20 protein-coding genes are annotated in these 17385 nt (G+C 66.6%); all 20 read left to right on the top strand.

Annotation, left to right across the window (positions count from 1 at the left end; translation table 11 throughout):
* Nucleotides 1–29: 29 nt before the first annotated feature.
* The 20 genes from ispD to B2747_RS19320 all read left to right on the top strand — a co-directional run bounded on the left by ispD (nucleotide 30) and on the right by B2747_RS19320 (nucleotide 17352).
* Nucleotides 30–857, top strand: coding sequence for a 2-C-methyl-D-erythritol 4-phosphate cytidylyltransferase (gene ispD, locus B2747_RS19415; protein WP_291164960.1), 828 nt, complete (start codon nucleotides 30–32; stop codon nucleotides 855–857).
* A gap of 42 nt (nucleotides 858–899) precedes the next feature.
* Nucleotides 900–1574, top strand: coding sequence for an L-threonylcarbamoyladenylate synthase (locus B2747_RS19410; RefSeq protein ID WP_291164958.1), 675 nt, complete (start codon nucleotides 900–902; stop codon nucleotides 1572–1574).
* Nucleotides 1575–1780: 206 nt separating this feature from the next.
* A complete protein-coding gene (locus B2747_RS19405) occupies nucleotides 1781–2245 on the top strand; it encodes a low molecular weight protein arginine phosphatase (RefSeq protein ID WP_291164957.1) in 465 nt (154 codons plus the stop codon).
* Between the two features lie 18 nt (nucleotides 2246–2263).
* A complete protein-coding gene (locus tag B2747_RS19400; protein WP_291164956.1) occupies nucleotides 2264–3175 on the top strand; it encodes a shikimate dehydrogenase family protein in 912 nt (303 codons plus the stop codon).
* Nucleotides 3175–3993, top strand: coding sequence for a ComF family protein (locus B2747_RS19395; RefSeq protein WP_291164954.1), 819 nt, complete (start codon nucleotides 3175–3177; stop codon nucleotides 3991–3993). The genes B2747_RS19400 and B2747_RS19395 overlap by 1 nt, the downstream gene beginning before the upstream one ends.
* A 30-nt stretch (nucleotides 3994–4023) precedes the next feature.
* Complete coding sequence (gene gap / locus B2747_RS19390; protein WP_291164952.1) at nucleotides 4024–5034, top strand: type I glyceraldehyde-3-phosphate dehydrogenase; 1011 nt, start codon at nucleotides 4024–4026, stop codon at nucleotides 5032–5034.
* Between the two features lie 150 nt (nucleotides 5035–5184).
* Nucleotides 5185–6387 carry a phosphoglycerate kinase gene (locus tag B2747_RS19385; protein WP_291164950.1) on the top strand — a complete coding sequence of 401 codons (1203 nt, stop codon included), beginning with the start codon at nucleotides 5185–5187 and terminating at the stop codon, nucleotides 6385–6387.
* Between the two features lie 41 nt (nucleotides 6388–6428).
* The gene (gene tpiA / locus B2747_RS19380) at nucleotides 6429–7184 is read left to right on the top strand and encodes a triose-phosphate isomerase (RefSeq protein ID WP_291164948.1); all 756 of its coding nucleotides are present in this window, start codon (nucleotides 6429–6431) and stop codon (nucleotides 7182–7184) included.
* Between the two features lie 148 nt (nucleotides 7185–7332).
* Nucleotides 7333–7734, top strand: coding sequence for a preprotein translocase subunit SecG (gene secG, locus B2747_RS19375; RefSeq protein ID WP_291164946.1), 402 nt, complete (start codon nucleotides 7333–7335; stop codon nucleotides 7732–7734).
* 8 nt (nucleotides 7735–7742) lie between these two features.
* A complete protein-coding gene (gene carA / locus B2747_RS19370; protein ID WP_414652211.1) occupies nucleotides 7743–8852 on the top strand; it encodes a glutamine-hydrolyzing carbamoyl-phosphate synthase small subunit in 1110 nt (369 codons plus the stop codon).
* A gap of 112 nt (nucleotides 8853–8964) precedes the next feature.
* The gene (locus B2747_RS19365; protein ID WP_291164942.1) at nucleotides 8965–9306 is read left to right on the top strand and encodes an HU family DNA-binding protein; all 342 of its coding nucleotides are present in this window, start codon (nucleotides 8965–8967) and stop codon (nucleotides 9304–9306) included.
* Nucleotides 9307–9416: 110 nt separating this feature from the next.
* Nucleotides 9417–9659, top strand: a complete 243-nt coding sequence (locus tag B2747_RS19360) for a MoaD/ThiS family protein (RefSeq protein ID WP_291164940.1) — start codon at nucleotides 9417–9419, stop codon at nucleotides 9657–9659.
* Nucleotides 9652–10134: a molybdenum cofactor biosynthesis protein MoaE gene (locus tag B2747_RS19355; protein WP_291164938.1), complete on the top strand. Its 483-nt coding sequence runs from the start codon at nucleotides 9652–9654 to the stop codon at nucleotides 10132–10134. The genes B2747_RS19360 and B2747_RS19355 overlap by 8 nt, the downstream gene beginning before the upstream one ends.
* Complete coding sequence (moaA, locus tag B2747_RS19350; RefSeq protein WP_291164936.1) at nucleotides 10134–11105, top strand: GTP 3',8-cyclase MoaA; 972 nt, start codon at nucleotides 10134–10136, stop codon at nucleotides 11103–11105. Before B2747_RS19355 ends, moaA begins: the two co-directional genes overlap by 1 nt.
* Before the next feature lie 176 nt (nucleotides 11106–11281).
* On the top strand, nucleotides 11282–12211 hold the full coding sequence (mdh, locus tag B2747_RS19345; protein ID WP_291164934.1) for a malate dehydrogenase: 930 nt from the start codon (nucleotides 11282–11284) through the stop codon (nucleotides 12209–12211).
* 60 nt (nucleotides 12212–12271) lie between these two features.
* Nucleotides 12272–12988: a succinate dehydrogenase cytochrome b subunit gene (locus B2747_RS19340; protein ID WP_291164932.1), complete on the top strand. Its 717-nt coding sequence runs from the start codon at nucleotides 12272–12274 to the stop codon at nucleotides 12986–12988.
* A gap of 1 nt (nucleotide 12989) precedes the next feature.
* Nucleotides 12990–14903 (top strand): fumarate reductase/succinate dehydrogenase flavoprotein subunit, encoded by a 1914-nt coding sequence (locus tag B2747_RS19335; protein WP_291164930.1) that lies wholly within the window; start codon nucleotides 12990–12992, stop codon nucleotides 14901–14903.
* Nucleotides 14903–15679 (top strand): succinate dehydrogenase/fumarate reductase iron-sulfur subunit, encoded by a 777-nt coding sequence (locus tag B2747_RS19330; protein WP_291164928.1) that lies wholly within the window; start codon nucleotides 14903–14905, stop codon nucleotides 15677–15679. The genes B2747_RS19335 and B2747_RS19330 overlap by 1 nt, the downstream gene beginning before the upstream one ends.
* 111 nt (nucleotides 15680–15790) lie before the next feature.
* Entirely contained in the window at nucleotides 15791–16666 is an 876-nt protein-coding gene (locus B2747_RS19325; protein ID WP_291164926.1) for a c-type cytochrome, read from the top strand.
* A 65-nt stretch (nucleotides 16667–16731) separates the two neighbouring features.
* Entirely contained in the window at nucleotides 16732–17352 is a 621-nt protein-coding gene (locus tag B2747_RS19320; protein ID WP_291164924.1) for a hypothetical protein, read from the top strand.
* The last annotated feature ends 33 nt before the right edge of the window (nucleotides 17353–17385 follow it).

The following is a 17385-nucleotide window of genomic DNA, read 5'->3' as shown; positions in this document are numbered from 1 at the left end:
AACACGACCACCAACGCGGCAAGCGATTCATGAGCACGACTGATTCATCCGGCGAGTCCAACACGCAGGGCGAGAGCGGCGCAGCGCGTCCTCAGCCCCCGCGACGCATCATTCCGCCTCCGGTGGTGGCATCACGTCCGGAGACGGCACGTGCTGGCGGTGACACCGTGCGCGATGTGGGGGTGGTGATCGTGGCAGGTGGGTCGGGCAGTCGCACGGGCAGCACGGAACTCAAGCAATTCCGCTGGGTGGCGGGCAAGCCGGCGCTGTTGCACAGCGTGCAGGCCTTCATGGCCCGACCTGATGTGGCGGTCGTGGTGGTGGTGCTGCCCAAGGCGTACGCGGCGGATCCGCCGCCCTGGCTGTTTCAGTGTGACGTCGATCGGTTGCTGGTCAGTGTCGGTGGACGCGAGCGTCATGAGAGCGTGGTGAATGGGCTGGAGGACCTGCCCGAAGAAGTCACCATCGCGGTGGTGCACGATGCGGCACGGCCGCTGGTGACCGACGCGACCATCGATCGCGTGATTGCGGCGGCGCGCGAAGGGCATGGTGCCGTGGCCGCCCTGCCGGTGGTGGATACGCTCAAGGAAGTGGATGAGACCGGCCGCATTCTGCGCACGGTGGATCGCACGCGACTCTGGCGTGCACAAACGCCGCAGGCCTTCCCGCGTCGCATGATCGAAGAAGCGCACGTGGCGGCGCGTCGTGATCACATTGGCGCCACGGATGACGCGGCCCTCTGCGAACGCCTGGGATTGCCGGTGGTGGTGGTGCGCGGCAGCGAGCGCGGACTCAAGATCACCGAAGAGGTGGACTTTGCGCGCGCCGACGCGCTCAGCCTGCTGCGCGATGAATGACAGGGTGCTGACACGCGCTGGTATCGTCTCGGAGTCGCGGAGATGAGCATGCACAGTCTGCGTTCGACGCCGTTCTGGTCGCCGGCGGAGGTGGAGGCGGCCATTCGTCCGGCCATCCTGCATCTCAGCGAACGCGGCGTGCTGGCCTATCCCACCGAAACGGTGTACGGCTTCGGCACGGCCGTCGATCACGACTCGGTGGAGACCCTCGTGCAGCTGAAGGGGCGTCCGCCAGGCAAACCCTTTCTGCTGCTCATCGCGCATCCCAGTCAGATTGCCCGTCTCGACCTGCATCTGCCCACCTACGCCGCGCATCTCGCCGCGCGCTTCTGGCCCGGACCACTTACCCTCGTCCTGCCAGGCGGCGACCGACGCGTGCCCGCGCGCCTGCGTGGTCCCGAGGGCGGCGTGGCGGTGCGTTGGACGCCGCATGAGGGCCTGCAGCGATTGCTGGCCGCGTACGGAGAGCCCATCACCAGCACCAGTGCCAATCGACCGGGCGTTCCCCCTGCCACCCAGGCCAGCGAAATTCTCGCGCAGTGGCCGGACGCCATCCACCGCGGCGTGCTGCACGTCCTCGATGGCGGAGGACTCGCCCCTTCACCGCCATCCACGGTGGTCGACTGCACCGGACGCCGGCCACGTGTCATCCGTCCCGGTGTGCTGTCCGCGGCCACGCTGCGTGACGTGGTACCCGACCTGGTGGGTGATCACTGATGTGGCATGGGCGAACGCCTGGTGCCGCAGCTGGCTATAGCTGACGGGACCGGCACCACGAATTGGCGCCCGTCGGTTGGATGGCTGGTCCTTTGCCGCCATGTTATTCGCATCACCGTCGGCGTCGTGGCCCGTGCACGCGGAGGGGCCCGCATGCCAACTGTTGTTCTCGGTTTGTTCTCGCCGGTCCACCGGAGTGAATCCTGATGCACCTGTTGTTCGTTTGCACCGGCAACACCTGTCGCAGCCCGATGGCCGAGGCCATCGCACGACGGCTCATCGCCGATCGTGGTCTGTCGTCCGTGACAGTGGGCAGCGCCGGCACCAGCGCGTGGCCCGATGCCCCGGCGTCCGATGGTGCGCTGCTCGTGGCGATGGAGCAGGGCATGGACCTGAGCCAGCACCGTGCGCGCCAGTTGTCCCCGGAACTGGTGGCGGGAGCCGACCTCATCCTCACCATGGGTCCGCATCATCTCGAGCGCGCAGAAGCCCTGGGCGGCGAAGGGCGCAGTCACCTGCTCACGGGATATGCCGGCACCAATCCGCGTCCGGTGAGTGATCCGTTTGGCGGCGACCTGTCGGTGTATCGAGCCACGGCGGCCGAACTCGAACAGGAGATTCGTGCCGTGCTCGACAAGGCGGTGGCCGAGCGGTCCAGGCTCGCTCCCTGACGGCCCTCGGAGCCTTGCATGTTACGCGAACTGCCGTGGAATGGCTTTGTGATTCTGGGACATCCGGTGGCGCACTCGCTCTCGCCAGTTTTTCAGAATGCGGCGCTCGAGGCCATCGGGGCCAAGCAGCGCTATGAGCGGCTCGATGTGCCGCCAGCGTCACTCCGGTCGGCTTTCGACTTGCTGCAGGCACATCGCATCGTGGGCAACGTCACCATCCCGCACAAGGAAGCGGTGGCGCAGCTGGCCACGCAGCTCACGCCACCCGCGGAGCGCACCGGTGCCGTGAACACGTTCTGGTGGGACGGCGACGATCTCGTTGGACACAATACCGATGTGGCCGGTGCCGACGCGAGCATTATGGCGTTGTGTCCGGACGGTGTCTCTGGTCCGGCCGTTGTGCTGGGCGCCGGCGGCAGTGCAGCGGCCGTGCTGTACGCGCTGTCGCAGCGCGGTGTGCGCGATATCCACGTGGTGGTGCGGGACGGCGCACGCGCCGAGGCACTGCTTGCCCGGCTGGCATGCAACGGTACGGTGCACGCGCATGATGCCCTCCCACAATCGGCGGGCGTGGCCCGCGGCCCCTTGCAAAGGGTGCTCGCGGAAGCCGCGCTGGTCGTGAACTGTACGCCCATCGGCCTTCAGGGTCCAGATCATCCGCTGCCGCTCAGTTCGGTGGGGCCGATGACGGCACTGTTCGATCTGGTATACACTGCGCTCGGCACCGACTGGATTCGTGCGGCGCAAGCGGCTGGAAAGCGCGCGGAAGACGGATTGCGCATGCTGGTGGAGCAGGGGGCGGCGGCGTTTGAGGTGTGGACAGGGGAACGCGCTCCGCGGGATGTCATGTGGCGCGCGTTGTGTGTGCCGGCCCCCAGTCTCAACGAGCCGCGTTCGATTCAACCCGCTGCGGCCGCGCCTTCGCGGTGATGCTCGCGGGCCTGCTGCAGCTGTTGCTGCCAGCCGCCTGTGCCATTTGCCGGGCGCCGCACGAGCCCGGATCGGACGGTATCGTGTGCGGGAGCTGCCTCTCCCGCATCGTGCCGCTGGCGTTGCCGCTGTGCGCGCGCTGTGGACATCCCCGCTATTCACTGGCCGTGCCCCTGGCGCAGGAGGCACCCTCGGGCTCCGCGCCCTCAGGCATCGCGCCCTCGGGCATGTCAGGCCCGAAGCGCGCGGCCCCATGCGCCTGGTGCCCGCACTTGCACCCCGCCATACGGGCCGTGCGCTCCGTCACGCGCATGGACGACGGTAGCGGGCCGGCGCTCGTGCACGCGCTCAAGTATCAGGGCTGGCGTGGCGTGGCGGTCGCCATGGGGCGTCGCATGGCGCGTTTGTCCTGGCCGGACGACGTGCTGAGTGAACGGGCAGCGCTGGTGCCCATCCCCCTGTCCCGTACCCGGCTGCGGGAGCGTGGCTACAATCAGGCCCAGTGTCTGGCCGACGCGATCGCCCCAATGTGGCACTGCCCGGTGTGGTCGGATGTGCTGGTGCGAATGCGCGATACCCAATCGCAGGTGCGGTTGACACCATCGGAGCGGGCGGTGAACGTTTCACGGGCGTTCGCCGTGCCTCAGGGCCGGCTGGCGCAACTGCGGGGCGCGCACCTCGTGCTGGTGGACGATGTCGTCACGACCGCCGCGACCCTCAATGCGGCTGCCGAAGCGCTCGTGGCGGGCGGCGCCCGCATCGTCAGTGCTGTGACCTTCGGACGGGCGCCGGATCCCGGCGACCGCACCGCTTCCTGACTTCGCTCCTTTACCCGGATTCGACACGACATGGGCATTCGCGTTGGCATCAACGGCTTCGGCCGCATCGGCCGTCAGGTGCTTCGGGCCGCCAAGCTGCAGGGCGTCGCGGACATCGACTTCGTCGCGATCAACGACCTCACCGACACCAAGACGCTCGCGCACCTCTTCAAGTACGACTCGGTGCACGGGAAGTTCGATGGGCAGGTGAGTGCCGAGGCCGATGGCATCACCATCGACGGCGACAAGGTCAAGATTCTCGCCGAACGTGATCCGGCCAAGCTGCCCTGGAAGGACCTCGGCGTCGACATCGTGCTCGAGTCGACCGGTCGCTTCACCGATGCCAAGGACGCGGTCAAGCACATCGAAGGCGGCGCCAAGAAGGTCATCATCTCGGCGCCGGCCACCAACGAAGACATCACGGTGGTGATGGGGGTGAACAGCGACAAGTACGATCCGTCGTCGCATCACATCATCTCCAACGCCTCGTGCACCACGAACTGCCTGGCGCCGATGGTGAAGGTCATTCGTGACAGCTTCGGTTTCGTGCACGGCTCCATGGTCACGATCCACAGCTACACCAACGACCAGTCCATCCTCGACCTGCCGCACAAGGATCTGCGCCGCGCGCGCGCGGCCGCGGTGAGCATGATCCCGACGTCGACGGGCGCGGCCAAGGCCACGGCGCTCGTACTCCCCGAAGTGAAGGGCAAGATCGATGGCGTGGCGGTGCGTGTGCCGACGCCCGACGTGTCGCTCACCGACCTGACGTGCGTCGTGGAGCGTCCGGTGACGAAGGAAGAAGTCAACGCGGCGTTCAAGGCGGCGTCGGAGAACGGTCTGGCCGGCATCATGGGCTACAGCGAAGTGCCGCTCGTGTCGGTGGATTACATCGGCGATCCGCACTCCTGCACGCTCGATGCGCTGAGCACGATCGTCATCAACGGCACGCTGGTGAAGATCAGCGGCTGGTATGACAACGAGTGGGGCTACTCCTCGCGCTGCGTGGACTTGCTGCGTTACGTCGGCGCGCGGCTCTAATTCACTGACAGGGTAGAACAGCTCACGCAGAGACGCAGAGGAAGAGAGAACGCAGAGTGTAGGGCACACTTCTCTGCGACCTCTTCTTCCTCCGCGCCTCTGCGTGAGCTGTTTCGGATTCCGCCTTCACGCACGGTTGCAGGAAATACGATGTCCACCGCTACCAAAACCATTCGCGATCTCACCCCCGCCGAGCTGCAGGGCAAGCGTGCCCTCGTGCGCGTCGATTTCAACGTGCCGCTCGATGACGCCGGGCGGGTGAGCGATGACACGCGCATTACGGCCGCCCTGCCCACCATCACGCAGTTGCTCGACGCCGGTGCGCGCGTGATCCTGCTGGCGCATTTCGGGCGTCCGAAGGGCGCGCCGGAGGCGAAGTATTCGCTGGCGCCGGTCGCCGCACGCCTGCGTGAACTCCTGCCACGGCCCGTGCACTTCCTGGGCGAGACCGTGGGCGCGGCGGCCGTCGCGGCCACGAAGGCGCTGGCCGCGGGGGAAGTGCTGCTGCTCGAGAATACGCGCTTCCTGCCTGGTGAAGAGAAGAACGACGACGCACTCTCGCGCCAGCTCGCGGAGTTGGGTGACGTGTACGTGAACGACGCCTTTGGCGCCGCGCATCGTGCGCACGCGAGCACGGCCGGGGTGGCGCGCTATTGCCGACCGGCCGTGGCCGGTTTGCTCATGGAGAAGGAGCTCGCGTATCTGGGCGGCGCGCTCGCCAATCCCGCGCGACCCTTTGTGGCCATTCTGGGCGGATCCAAGATCAGCGGCAAGATCGATGTGGTGGAGGCGCTGCTGCCCAAGGTGGACAAACTGCTGATTGGCGGCGCCATGGCCTGCACGTTCTTCAAGGCCATGGGGTTCGAGACCGGCAATTCGCTGGTGGAACCCGACCGTCTCGACATGGCGCGCGATCTGTTGTCGCGCGCCGGCGACAAGCTCGTGCTGCCGGTGGATGCCACGATTGCACCGGCCATGGACGCCGGCGCCGCCGCGTCGCACGTGTCGCGTCAGGCCATTCCTGCGGGCCAGGCCATGTTCGACATCGGACCGGCCAGCGCGGACACCTATCGCGCGCTGGTGACCGGCGCGCGCACCGTGCTGTGGAACGGACCGATGGGTGTGTTCGAGAAGCCCCCGTTTGATGCCGGCACCCGCGCGGTGGCGCTCGCCATGGCCGCCGCGACCGCCAATGGCGCCACCACCATCATCGGTGGCGGTGACTCGGCCGCCGCTGTGGCGGAGGCCGGGCTCGAGTCGCAGATGTCGCACGTGTCCACCGGCGGCGGCGCGTCACTCGAGTTTCTCGAAGGCAAGGATCTCCCTGGCGTCAGCGCACTCGATTCGCGCTGAGCCAGTCCTCACATATTCCGCCACCCGCTTCTCACCTCGCCATGTATCTCAAGCCGGTCATCGCGGCCAACTGGAAGCTCAATCACGGGCCGACAGACGCGCGCGCGTTTCTGCAGCGCTTCCTTGCGCAGTCACCCAAGCAGAACGATCGCACGGTCATCTTCTTTCCCTCGGCGCTGACCGTGACGACGGTCATGGACGGACTCAAGGATCGTCCCGACCTGTGGGTGGGCGTGCAGAACGTGCACAGTGAAGCGCAGGGCGCCTTCACGGGTGAGAACTCCGTGCTGATGGCGCGCGACATCGGCGCTCGCGTGGTGCTGGTGGGTCACTCCGAGCGGCGTCACGTGTTTGGCGAAACCGACGTCATGACCACGCGCAAGATGGCGCTCATTGCCCAGGCGCGTCTGATCCCCATGCTTTGTGTGGGTGAAACGCTGGACGAACGGGAAGCGGGCCGCACGGCGGCCGTGGTGGAGCGCCAACTCACGGCCGGTCTCGCAGAGCTCGACGACGCCCAGGTGGCAGCCATCATGCTGGCCTATGAGCCGGTATGGGCCATTGGCACGGGGCGGACGGCCACGCCCGATGACGCAAGCGAGATTCATGGCGTGCTGCGCCGGGCGCTGGCCTCACGGGTGGGCGACAAGGTGGCGGCCGGCATCCCGATTCTGTACGGCGGCAGTGTGAACCGCGGCAACGCGGCGCAGCTGCTGGCGGCGCCTGACGTGGATGGGCTGCTGGTGGGCGGCGCCTCGCTGGATGCCGACAGTTGGGCCAGCATCGTGCGCGCCTGAGGTGGCATTTGGCAAACGCGGCCAAAGTATGGGCCGCCAAGCACTTGCACCTACCGCGTCGATTGATGATTTTTCGGGGCTCCGGCACAGCGACCGGAGCCTCGATTCGTTTCACCGACGTCGCCTCGGCGACCCGCGCACCCGCGACATGTACACGTTTCTGCTGACCCTCCTCATTCTCGACGCCTTCGTCCTGGCCGCCGCCGTGCTCCTGCAGGCGGGCAAGGGTGGTGGGCTGGCTGCCAGCTTCGGCGGCGCGAGCTCGTCGGCGGACTCCCTCATCGGCACGCGTCAGGCCGGCAACCTGCTGACCAAGGCCAGCTGGTGGTGCGGTGGCATTTTCCTGGGCCTCGCGTTCATCCTGCAGATGATGTCGTCGCGTTCGGCGGCGCCCAAGTCGGTGCTCGACAAGCTGGCCGCACCGGCCGCAGCGCCGGCCGCTCCGTCGGCTCCGGCAAGTGGTGCCGCGCCCGCGTCGCCCCTGACGCAGCCAGCCGGCCAGCCAGCCGGCCAGCCGGCGGGCCAGCCGACCACACCGCCGCAGCCGTAACGCCGGTGATCACGTCGCTGCCCAAGGGGTTCCTCCTCCTCGAGGACGGAACCCTTTTTTCCGGCCGATTGGTCGGTCCCACGGCGCCGTCCGTGGCCGAAGTGGTGTTCACCACCAACATGTCCGGGTACCAGGAGGTCTTCACGGACCCTTCGTACCGCGGACAGATCGTGGTCATGACGGCGCCGCAGATCGGCAATTACGGCGTCAACGCCGAAGACCCGGAGTCGGCGCAGCCACAGGTGGCGGGCGTTGTCTGCCGAGAGCTCTCGCCCACGTACTCCAACTGGCGCGCCACCGGCAGTTTGCGTGACTGGTTGGAAGCCGGCAACGTGCCGGCGCTGACCGAGGTGGACACGCGTCGCCTCACCAAGCACCTGCGCAGCGCGGGTGTCATGCGCGGCGTCATTGCGGCCGGTGAGACACCCACCCGCGAGGCGCTGGCAGCCCTCGACGCCTGTCCGAGCATGGAAGGGCTCGATCTGGCCACGGTGGTCTCCACCCGGGAGCCGTATCCGTTCGGCCATTCGGAAGCCCCCTATCACGTGGTGGCGTTCGACTACGGCATCAAGCGCAACATCCTGCGCCTGTTCGATGCCCATGGCATCCGGGTCACGGTGGTACCGTCGGAGACGTCGGCCGACGCCGTGCTGGCCATGAACCCCGATGGCGTATTTCTCTCAAACGGCCCCGGCGATCCGGCGGCGGTGACGTACGCGCTGCCCACGATCCGGGCGCTGGCTGAGCAGAAGCTGCCCATTTTTGGCATCTGCCTCGGGCACCAGCTGCTGGGCCTCACGTTTGGGGGCCACACGGTCAAAATGCCCTACGGACACCGGGGCGGGAACCAGCCCGTCAAGGACCTGGAGACGGGCAAGGTGCTCATCACCTCCCAGAACCATGGGTTTGCCGTGGCGGGGTCGCCTGATGGCGTGGAAGGGGCTCCAGAGCTGGCGGTGACCCACATCAACCTCAACGATCAGACTGTTGAGGGACTCAAGCACCGCAGCCTGCCAATCTTCGGGGTCCAGTACCACCCGGAGGCCGCGCCGGGCCCGCACGATGCGGTTCCCCTGTTCGACCAGTTTCTGACTGCCCTGAGAAATCGTCGTGGGTGAGATGGTCCAAACGCTTGACTGATAAGCACTAAGGCCATACGTTCGCTTCGCGGGCACACAGCGACTGCTGGGTGCTCGCCGCGTTTCTGCCCTGATTCTCCACGCCCGCCTCATGACCAAAGCCGACCTGGTCGAGAACGTCACGGCTCGCATTGCCCGGACCGCCGGACCGACCATCTCCAAGAAGGACTGTGCGCGCGTCGTCGACGCCTTCCTCGATGCGATCAAGGAAGCGTTGCAGGAGCAGAAGAACATTGAGGTGCGCGGGTTCGGCACCTTCAAGATCCGGCAGCGCAAGACACGCATGGCGCGCAACCCGCGCACGGGTTCGCCAGTCGAAGTGTCCGCGCGTCCGGTACCGGTGTTCAAGCCCAGCAAGGAACTGCGCGCCATGGTGGCCGGTGTAGACGCCTCCATGCTCGAAGACGACGGCGACGATCTGCACGACAGCTGAGCCGTCCCGCTTCGCACGCCCTGCATCGTCTTCGCGGTGCAGGGCGTTGTTGTTCCCGGACCCTGCTTTCGGGAACTCCCTTCGCGTCCACGCGCTATCTTGTTTGTATCATGAGCGTTCCGGTCCTTCTCTTCGCGTCCTATGCCGACGCCTTCGGTTCGCGTCGACTCGAGGTGCCCGTGTCCGCGCCCTTGCCGGTCGCCTCGCTGGTGGAGGCCATGCGCGGTCTTCCCGGTGGCGAGCGTCTGCCGGCCACGCCGTTGGTGGCGGTCAACCGGCAGTGGGTGGGCGCTGAGACGATGATCAACCCGCAGGATGAGGTGGCGGTTATTCCGCCCGTTGCCGGTGGCTGAGGTCGGCGGCGTGCAGAAGAGCGGCGTGCTGCTCAGCAGCGTGCTGCATTGCGCCATCGTCACGGCGCCCATTGATCTGTCCGCGCTGATCGCTCGGGCCCAGCACGACGGGGTTGGCGCGGTGTCCATTTTTCTGGGCACGGTGCGCGACGTGAACGATGGGCGGCGCGTGACCGGCATGGAGTACGAGGCCTACGAAGCCATGGCGGCATCGGAGCTTGCCGCCGTGGCGGCCGAAGCCTGCGCCGAAACACCGGGTCTGCGGGTGTGTGTGGAGCATCGCATCGGCACCTTGGCACTGGGTGAGGTCAGCGTGGCCATCGTGGCGGCGCATGCCCATCGGGGGCCGGCCTGTGATGGGGCGCGTCGCATCATCGAAACGCTCAAGCAGCGTGTGCCGATCTGGAAGCGCGAGCACTACGTGGAAGGCGACTGGACGTGGGTGGATCCCACGGCCGCGCGTGTGAGCGCCTGATGCAGGATCAGCACGGTCGTCGCATCGAGTATCTGCGCATCTCCGTCACCGATCGCTGCAACTTCCGGTGCCGCTACTGCATGCCGCTCGAAGGTCTGCCGTGGCTGCCCAAGCAGGACATCCTGCGCTACGAAGAAATCACCGCCATCGTGCGGGAGTTGGCGCCACTGGGGCTGCGCCGGCTGCGCATTACCGGCGGCGAACCCACCATCCGTCCCGATCTGCCGGAGTTGGTCGCGCAACTTCGTGCCGTGCCCGGCATCGAGGACATCGCCCTGTCGACCAACGGCGTGCGCTTGCCCGACATGGCGCCCGCCCTGGCGGCCGCGGGACTCGACCGCGTGAACATCAGCGCCGACTCCCTCAGGCCGGAGCGCGTGGTGGAGATTGCGCGCCGTGATCTCGGCTTCGATCTGGTGCGCGCTGCCAGCGCCGCTCAGGCGGCGGGGCTCGCCCCCATCAAGATCAATGTCGTGGTCATGCGCGGCATCAATGACGACGAGGTCGCCGACTTTGCCGCGCTCACACGCGCGTATCCCTGGCATGTGCGGTTCATTGAGCTGATGCCGGTGGGCGAATTGCGCGAACTCACCTGGGACCACGTGGTGCCGTCGGAGGAAATTCTGACGCGCCTCGCGGCGGCGGGGCCGCTTGAACCGTTTGCCGGGCCCGCGCGCGGCAACGGGCCGGCCGTGTATCACCGCTATCCGGGGGCGCCCGGCAGCGTGGGGGTCATCACCCCCATGACGCACACCTACTGTGAGCGCTGCAATCGTGTGCGCCTCACCGCGGACGGTCGTCTGCGGACCTGCCTGTTCGGCGACCACGAAGTGCTGCTGCGCGACGCGCTACGCGCCGGTGAGCCGTTGGCGCCGCTGTTTACCAAAGCACTGGCAGAGAAGCCGCTGGCGCACGAACTGCTGCAGATGCGCGTCGGCGGATTGAAGGCGCTCAGTCAGGTGGGCGGTTAGTCCCACTCGCGTGTTGCTCGGTGCGTGGACACACCCTAAGTTGAGCACCTGACACTCCTACTGGACACGCGGGGCCAAGTAACCGGCTAAGGGGTTTTCGGTCGTCGCCCCGCGCGGATCAGATCCTTCACAGCGCAGGTTTTCGCTTCGAGAGCCGTTCGGAGATCCGGCAGAACATGGTCAACAAGATCACGGTCGTTGGCGCGGGCAACGTGGGCGCCACGACGGCGCAGCGCATCGCCGAGAAGTCGCTCGGTCGCACGGTGGTGATGGTCGACGTGGTCGAGGGCATCCCTCAGGGGAAAGGCCTCGACCAGTGGGAATCGGCGCCGGTGGAAGGCTTCGATACCCGCGTCATCGGCACCAATGGCTACGAGGAAACGGCGGGCTCGGACATCGTCGTCATCACGGCCGGCATCGCGCGCAAGCCGGGCATGACGCGTGACGACCTGCTGAACACGAACGCCGGCATCGTGAAGTCGGTGGCGGAGCAGATCAAGGCTACCTCGCCGAACGCCATCGTCATCGTGGTGTCGAACCCGCTCGACGTGATGTGCCATGTGGCCAAGCACGTGACCGGCTTCCCGCGCGAGCGCGTGATTGGCATGGCGGGCGTGCTGGATACGGCGCGCTACCGTTCGTTCATCGCCGAGGCGCTCGACGTGTCGGTGCGTGACATTCAGGCCATGGTGCTGGGTGGCCATGGCGACACGATGGTTCCGCTCGTGTCATACACCACGATCAGCGGCATCCCCATCCGTCAGCTGATGGGTGAGGAGCAGCTCGCGGCCATCGTGCAGCGGGCGCGCGACGGCGGCGCCGAAATCGTGAAGTACCTCAAGACCGGCTCGGCGTACTATGCGCCGTCGTCGGGGGCGGTGGAGATGGTGGACGCCATCGTGCACGACCGCAAGCGCATCCTCCCCTGCGCCGCGTGGCTGGAAGGCGAGTACGGCATGTCGGGCCTCTTCCTCGGCGTGCCCTGCAAGCTCGGTCGCAACGGTCTCGAGAAGGTACTCGAGATCGAGCTCACCGCCGACGAGCGTGCTGCGCTCGAGAAGTCTGCGCAGGCGGTGCGCGAACCCATGGCTGCGCTCTCTCTCTGATCCGGTGAACCGGCGCCCGCACTTCGGTGCCGGCGCCGGTTTCTTCATCACATCCCGCTTATGTACGCACTCACGCGTTTCTGGCAGAGCACGATCGGCAAGAAGATCGTGATGGCCGTGACGGGGATCGTTGGCATCCTCTTCGTGCTCGGCCACATGTCCGGCAACTTCCTGATGTTCAAGGGGCAGGGGGCGATGCATGACTACGCGCTCCTCCTGCGCACCAGCATGCCGCTGCTCTGGGCGGTGCGCCTGGGCCTGCTGGCGGCCGTGGCGCTGCATGCGCTGGCCGCGTATCAGCTGACCATGCAGTCGCGCGCCGCCCGCCCTCAGGGGTATGCGGTCAAGAATCCGCAGGTCACCACGCTCGCGGCGAAAACCATTCGCTGGGGCGGCGTGCTGCTGCTGGTGTTCATCGTGTTTCACATCCTGCACATGACGCTGGGGACGGTGCACCCGCAGTTCACGCATCTCGATCCGTACAACAACCTGCGCATCGGTCTGGCCAGCCCGCTGGTGGCGGGATTCTACCTGCTGGCCATGGCGGCGCTGGGACTGCACCTCTACCACGGCGGCTGGGCGGTGCTGCGCACGCTGGGTGTGGCACGTCCGTCGGCTTCACCGCTCAAGCGCCGCGTCGCGCTGCTGCTGGCCATCATCGTGGCCGGTGGCTTTGCCATCATTCCGCTGGCCACGCTGGCCGGCATGTTCCCGGAGGCCCCGGCGCTGGTGGAAGGCGCTGCGGACTCGCACACGGCCGCGGCGGAGACGCACTGACATGCTCGACCTGAATTCCAAGATTCCCTCCGGTCCGCTGGAGCAGAAGTGGGACAAGCACCGCTTCGAGATGAAGCTGGTGAACCCGGCCAACAAGCGGAAGCATTCCGTGATCGTCGTTGGCGCCGGACTCGCGGGCGCCTCGGCGGCCGCCACGATGGCGGAGCTGGGCTACAACGTGTCCTGCTTCGTGTACCATGACTCGCCGCGTCGCGCGCACTCCATCGCGGCGCAGGGTGGCATCAACGCCGCCAAGAACTACCAGAACGACGGCGACTCCATCAAGCGCCTGTTCTACGACACCATCAAGGGCGGCGACTTCCGTGCCCGCGAGGCCAACGTGTATCGCCTCGCGCAGGTGTCGGTGAACATCATCGACCAGTGTGTCGCGCAGGGCGTGCCCTTCGCGCGTGAGTACGGCGGTCTGCTGGCCAACCGCTCCTTCGGTGGAGCGCAGGTGTCGCGTACGTTCTACGCCCGTGGGCAGACCGGCCAGCAGCTGCTGCTGGGCGCCTACCAGGCCCTCGAGCGGCAGATCGGCCTCAAGAAGGTGCAGATGCACACCTTCGAGGAAATGCTCGAGGTGGTGGTCATCAACGGCCACGCGCGCGGCATCGTCACGCGCAACCTGCTGACGGGCAAGATCACGTCGCACGCCGCCGATGCGGTGGTGCTGGCCACGGGTGGCTATGGCAACGTGTTCTTCCTGAGCACGAACGCCAAGTACTCCAACGTCACGGCCTCGTGGCGCGCGCACAAGAAGGGCGCGGCCTTCGCCAACCCCTGCTACACGCAGATTCACCCCACGTGCATTCCGGTGCACGGCGAGCATCAGTCGAAGCTGACGCTGATGTCGGAGTCGCTGCGCAACGACGGTCGCATCTGGGTGCCCAAGAAGAAGGGTGACACGCGCGCGCCGTCGCAGATTCCCGAGTCGGAACGCGACTACTACCTCGAGCGCAAGTATCCGAGCTTCGGCAACCTCGCGCCGCGTGACATCGCGTCGCGCGCGGCCAAGGAAGCCTGCGACGATGGCCGTGGTGTGGGTCCGGGTGGGCTCGGCGTGTATCTCGACTTCGCCGATTCCATCAAGCGCTTGGGCGAAAAGACCATTGCCGAACGCTACGGCAATCTGTTCGACATGTATCAGCGCATCACGGACGAAAATCCGTACAAGCAGCCGATGCGCATCTACCCCGCCGTGCATTACACCATGGGCGGCCTGTGGGTGGATTACAACCTCATGAGCACCATTCCCGGCCTGCACGTGGCCGGCGAAGCCAACTTCTCCGACCACGGCGCCAATCGTCTTGGTGCCTCGGCACTCATGCAGGGTCTCGCCGACGGCTACTTCGTGTTGCCGTACACCATCGGCGACTACGTGGCGAGCACGAAGCTCGAGCCGGTGGACACGTCGCACGCCGAGTTCCGCGCAGCCGAAGAGGCGGTGCGGGCGCGTCAGGCCCAGTTCCTCGGCATGAACGGCAAGCGCACCGTGGACTCCTTCCACAAGGAGCTCGGCAAGATCATGTGGGAGTACTGCGGCATGGCACGAGATCGCGAAGGCCTCACCAAGGCCATCGGGCTCATCCAGACGCTCAAGGAAGAGTACTGGCAGAACCTGAACGTGCCGGGCAGCGCCGAGTCGCTCAATCAGTCGCTGGAGAAGGCGGGACGCGTGGCGGATTTCATTGAGCTCGGAGAGCTCATGTGCCGAGACGCGCTGCACCGCGAGGAGTCCTGCGGCGGGCACTTCCGCACGGAGTACCAGGAAGAGGGCGAAGCGAAGCGCAACGACGACGAATACGCGTACGTGGCGGCGTGGGAGTTTGCCGGTGAGGGCAAGGACCCGATCCTCAACAAGGAACCTCTGGAGTACGAGAACGTGAAGCTTTCCACGCGGAGCTACAAGTAATGAAGATCACGCTCAACGTGTGGCGTCAGCCGGCGGCTCAGGCGCCCGGCAAGCTCGAGACCTATGTCCTCGAGGGCGTGAGCCCGGACATGTCCTTTCTCGAGATGTTCGACATGCTCAACGAGCAGCTCACCGAGACCGGCAAGGAACCGGTGGCCTTCGCGCATGACTGCCGCGAGGGCATCTGCGGCTCGTGCGCGATGATGATCAATGGTCAGGCGCACGGTCCGTGGAAGGGCGCCGCGACCTGTCAGTTGCACATGCGGGCCTTCAAGGACGGCGACATCATCACGGTGGAGCCGTGGCGCGCGTCGCCGTTCCCCATCGTGAAGGACCTCGTGGTCAACCGCGGCGCGTTTGATCGCATCATCCAGGCCGGCGGCTACATCTCGGCCAGCACCGGTGGTGCGCGCGATGCCAATGAGATTCTCATCGGCAAGGACATCGTGGAGGAAGCCATGGACGCCGCGGCATGCATCGGCTGCGGTGCCTGCGTGGCGGCCTGCCCGAACGCGTCGGCCTCGTTGTTCACAGGCGCCAAGATCACGCACCTGGGTCTTTTGCCGCAGGGGCAGCCGGAGCGCGAGAAGCGCGTGCTGGCGATGGTGGAGCAGATGGATCTCGAAGGCTTCGGTCACTGCACCCTGGCGGGAGAGTGCCAGGAGGCCTGCCCGAAGGAAATCAGCATCGACGTGATCAAGCGGATGAACCGTGACTACCTCGTGGCGAGTGCCAAGCGGCAGGAACCGCGGGCCGTCTCGGGTGGAGCGGGCTGACGGTTCGTCACCAGCAACCTCCGGCGTGGCGCCACGCCAGATGTGATGGCTGCCGATGCACTGTGCATCGGCAGCCATTGTCGTCTGACGGTCGATGATTTTGCTTTCAGCATGCGCATGGCACGTGGGATGTCCGGCAGTCGCTATCTGAGTACGGCACTGGTCTTCGCCGTGTGGATCGGCCTGTCCGGCTGTGGCTCAAAGGCCGACACCCGACGCGAAGAATCGGCACGCAACGTCGTCGCTGGCAATGCGGAGCGCGGGCTGGCCTTGCTGAACGCATTCCGTGACTCGCTGCCCACACACAGCGGCAACGCGCTGCGCTGCACGAGTTGCCATCTCGACAACGGAACCCGCGAGAGTGCGCTGCCGTGGCTCGGTACACTGGCGCGGTATCCGCAGTACCGCGCGCGGCCCGGCCTTTCCGAATCCATCGAGCAGCGCATCAACGAATGCATCGCACGCAGTCTTGCCGGCCAGATGATTGCGGAAGACGGGCAGGACATGCGCGATATGGTGGCCTACATGGCGACGCTGCGCGATCGCTCCCGTCCGGCGGACCACGTGCCTGTGACACGCGACGGGCGGGCGGCTGAAGGTCAGCGCGGCTACGCCGAACAATGCGCGCGTTGTCATGGCGCCAATGGCGAAGGCGTGGTGGCCGTGGCACCGGCGGTCTGGGGAGCAGACAGCTACTCCGTTGGGGCAGCGATGGCTCGCCAGTTCACGCTGGCGACCTTCCTGCGCCACAACATGCCCTACGACCGCTCGGATACACTGACGGAGCAGGAAGCGGCGGACATCGCCGCCTTTGTGCTCACGCAGCCGCGTCAGGATCATCCCGGAATGGAGCGTGACTGGCCAAAGGGTGATGCGCCGGCCGACGTCGCGTATCCGACGAGCGCCGCAGAAGCTGCCGGTCGGCCCGTGCCAGCGACGCGGCCGCTGCTGCCCCGTCGCGTCGAACCACGCGCAAGCACCCGCTGATCGACGTCGTTCGCCGTTGCTCTCCGTCAGTCCGCACACCATTCACTCACGTCGCAGGGGGCTACATGCGTGACCGACGCGCCTTTCTCTCAAGACTTGCCGCGCTGTCTGCGGCGCTGGGCCTCGGTGCGTCGCGGGCCGACGCCTCATCGGTGGATTCCGAACTGCCCGGCACACGGCGTGATGATCCCTGGGTCGCGCGGCTCACGGGCCGTCATCGGGTGGTGTTTCATTCGCACCTGCCCACCGAGGGCCTGGCGCTGCGTTGGGCACAAACCTTTCTCGACACGCAACGCACGACGTATGGGGTGGCCGAGTCGGATTGCAGCGTCGTGGTGGGCCTCAACGGGCGCTCGATCGGCTGGTTCTTCGGCGACGCCTTGTGGTCCGAATACCGCACGGTTGGCGAAGTCATGGCTGCACCGGGCGCGAGCAATCCGCAACGCGCGCTGGTGGCGTCGCTGACCCAACGTGGCGTGATTCTGCTGGCCTGCGGCAACTCCATTCGGGCCTCGGGGCAGCGCTTCCTCCCGTCGCCCCAGCGCGATGACGCCACGGCGCGCACGGCGTTTGCCGAACGGGTGCGTGCCGGGTTGCTGCCCGGCGTCGAGGTGGTCCCGTCGATGGTTGTGACACTGCAGCAGGCGCAGGATCGCGGCTGCCGGTACATCTACGCGGGGAGTTAGCGCAGCAGGTCGACGATGGTGTGGCGCAATCGC

This window comes from Gemmatimonas sp. UBA7669, assembly GCF_002483225.1.
Taxonomy (GTDB): Bacteria; Gemmatimonadota; Gemmatimonadetes; order Gemmatimonadales; family Gemmatimonadaceae; genus Gemmatimonas.
This window is presented reverse-complemented; position numbering and strand designations above follow the sequence as displayed.

Excerpts from the sequence above, each read along its gene's own strand:
- secG (WP_291164946.1), top strand. The coding sequence starts at position 7,333 with ATGTACACGTTTCTGCTGACCCTCCTCATTCTCGACGCCTTCGTCCTG.
- B2747_RS19405 (WP_291164957.1), top strand. The coding sequence starts at position 1,781 with ATGCACCTGTTGTTCGTTTGCACCGGCAACACCTGTCGCAGCCCGATG.
- gap (WP_291164952.1), top strand. The coding sequence starts at position 4,024 with ATGGGCATTCGCGTTGGCATCAACGGCTTCGGCCGCATCGGCCGTCAG.
- B2747_RS19335 (WP_291164930.1), top strand. The coding sequence starts at position 12,990 with ATGCTCGACCTGAATTCCAAGATTCCCTCCGGTCCGCTGGAGCAGAAG.
- mdh (WP_291164934.1), top strand. The coding sequence starts at position 11,282 with ATGGTCAACAAGATCACGGTCGTTGGCGCGGGCAACGTGGGCGCCACG.
- B2747_RS19395 (WP_291164954.1), top strand. The coding sequence starts at position 3,175 with ATGCTCGCGGGCCTGCTGCAGCTGTTGCTGCCAGCCGCCTGTGCCATT.
- B2747_RS19340 (WP_291164932.1), top strand. The coding sequence starts at position 12,272 with ATGTACGCACTCACGCGTTTCTGGCAGAGCACGATCGGCAAGAAGATC.
- B2747_RS19365 (WP_291164942.1), top strand. The coding sequence starts at position 8,965 with ATGACCAAAGCCGACCTGGTCGAGAACGTCACGGCTCGCATTGCCCGG.
- B2747_RS19325 (WP_291164926.1), top strand. The coding sequence starts at position 15,791 with ATGCGCATGGCACGTGGGATGTCCGGCAGTCGCTATCTGAGTACGGCA.
- B2747_RS19410 (WP_291164958.1), top strand. The coding sequence starts at position 900 with ATGAGCATGCACAGTCTGCGTTCGACGCCGTTCTGGTCGCCGGCGGAG.
- moaA (WP_291164936.1), top strand. The coding sequence starts at position 10,134 with ATGCAGGATCAGCACGGTCGTCGCATCGAGTATCTGCGCATCTCCGTC.
- B2747_RS19400 (WP_291164956.1), top strand. The coding sequence starts at position 2,264 with ATGTTACGCGAACTGCCGTGGAATGGCTTTGTGATTCTGGGACATCCG.
- B2747_RS19330 (WP_291164928.1), top strand. The coding sequence starts at position 14,903 with ATGAAGATCACGCTCAACGTGTGGCGTCAGCCGGCGGCTCAGGCGCCC.
- ispD (WP_291164960.1), top strand. The coding sequence starts at position 30 with ATGAGCACGACTGATTCATCCGGCGAGTCCAACACGCAGGGCGAGAGC.
- B2747_RS19320 (WP_291164924.1), top strand. The coding sequence starts at position 16,732 with ATGCGTGACCGACGCGCCTTTCTCTCAAGACTTGCCGCGCTGTCTGCG.
- B2747_RS19360 (WP_291164940.1), top strand. The coding sequence starts at position 9,417 with ATGAGCGTTCCGGTCCTTCTCTTCGCGTCCTATGCCGACGCCTTCGGT.
- tpiA (WP_291164948.1), top strand. The coding sequence starts at position 6,429 with ATGTATCTCAAGCCGGTCATCGCGGCCAACTGGAAGCTCAATCACGGG.
- B2747_RS19385 (WP_291164950.1), top strand. The coding sequence starts at position 5,185 with ATGTCCACCGCTACCAAAACCATTCGCGATCTCACCCCCGCCGAGCTG.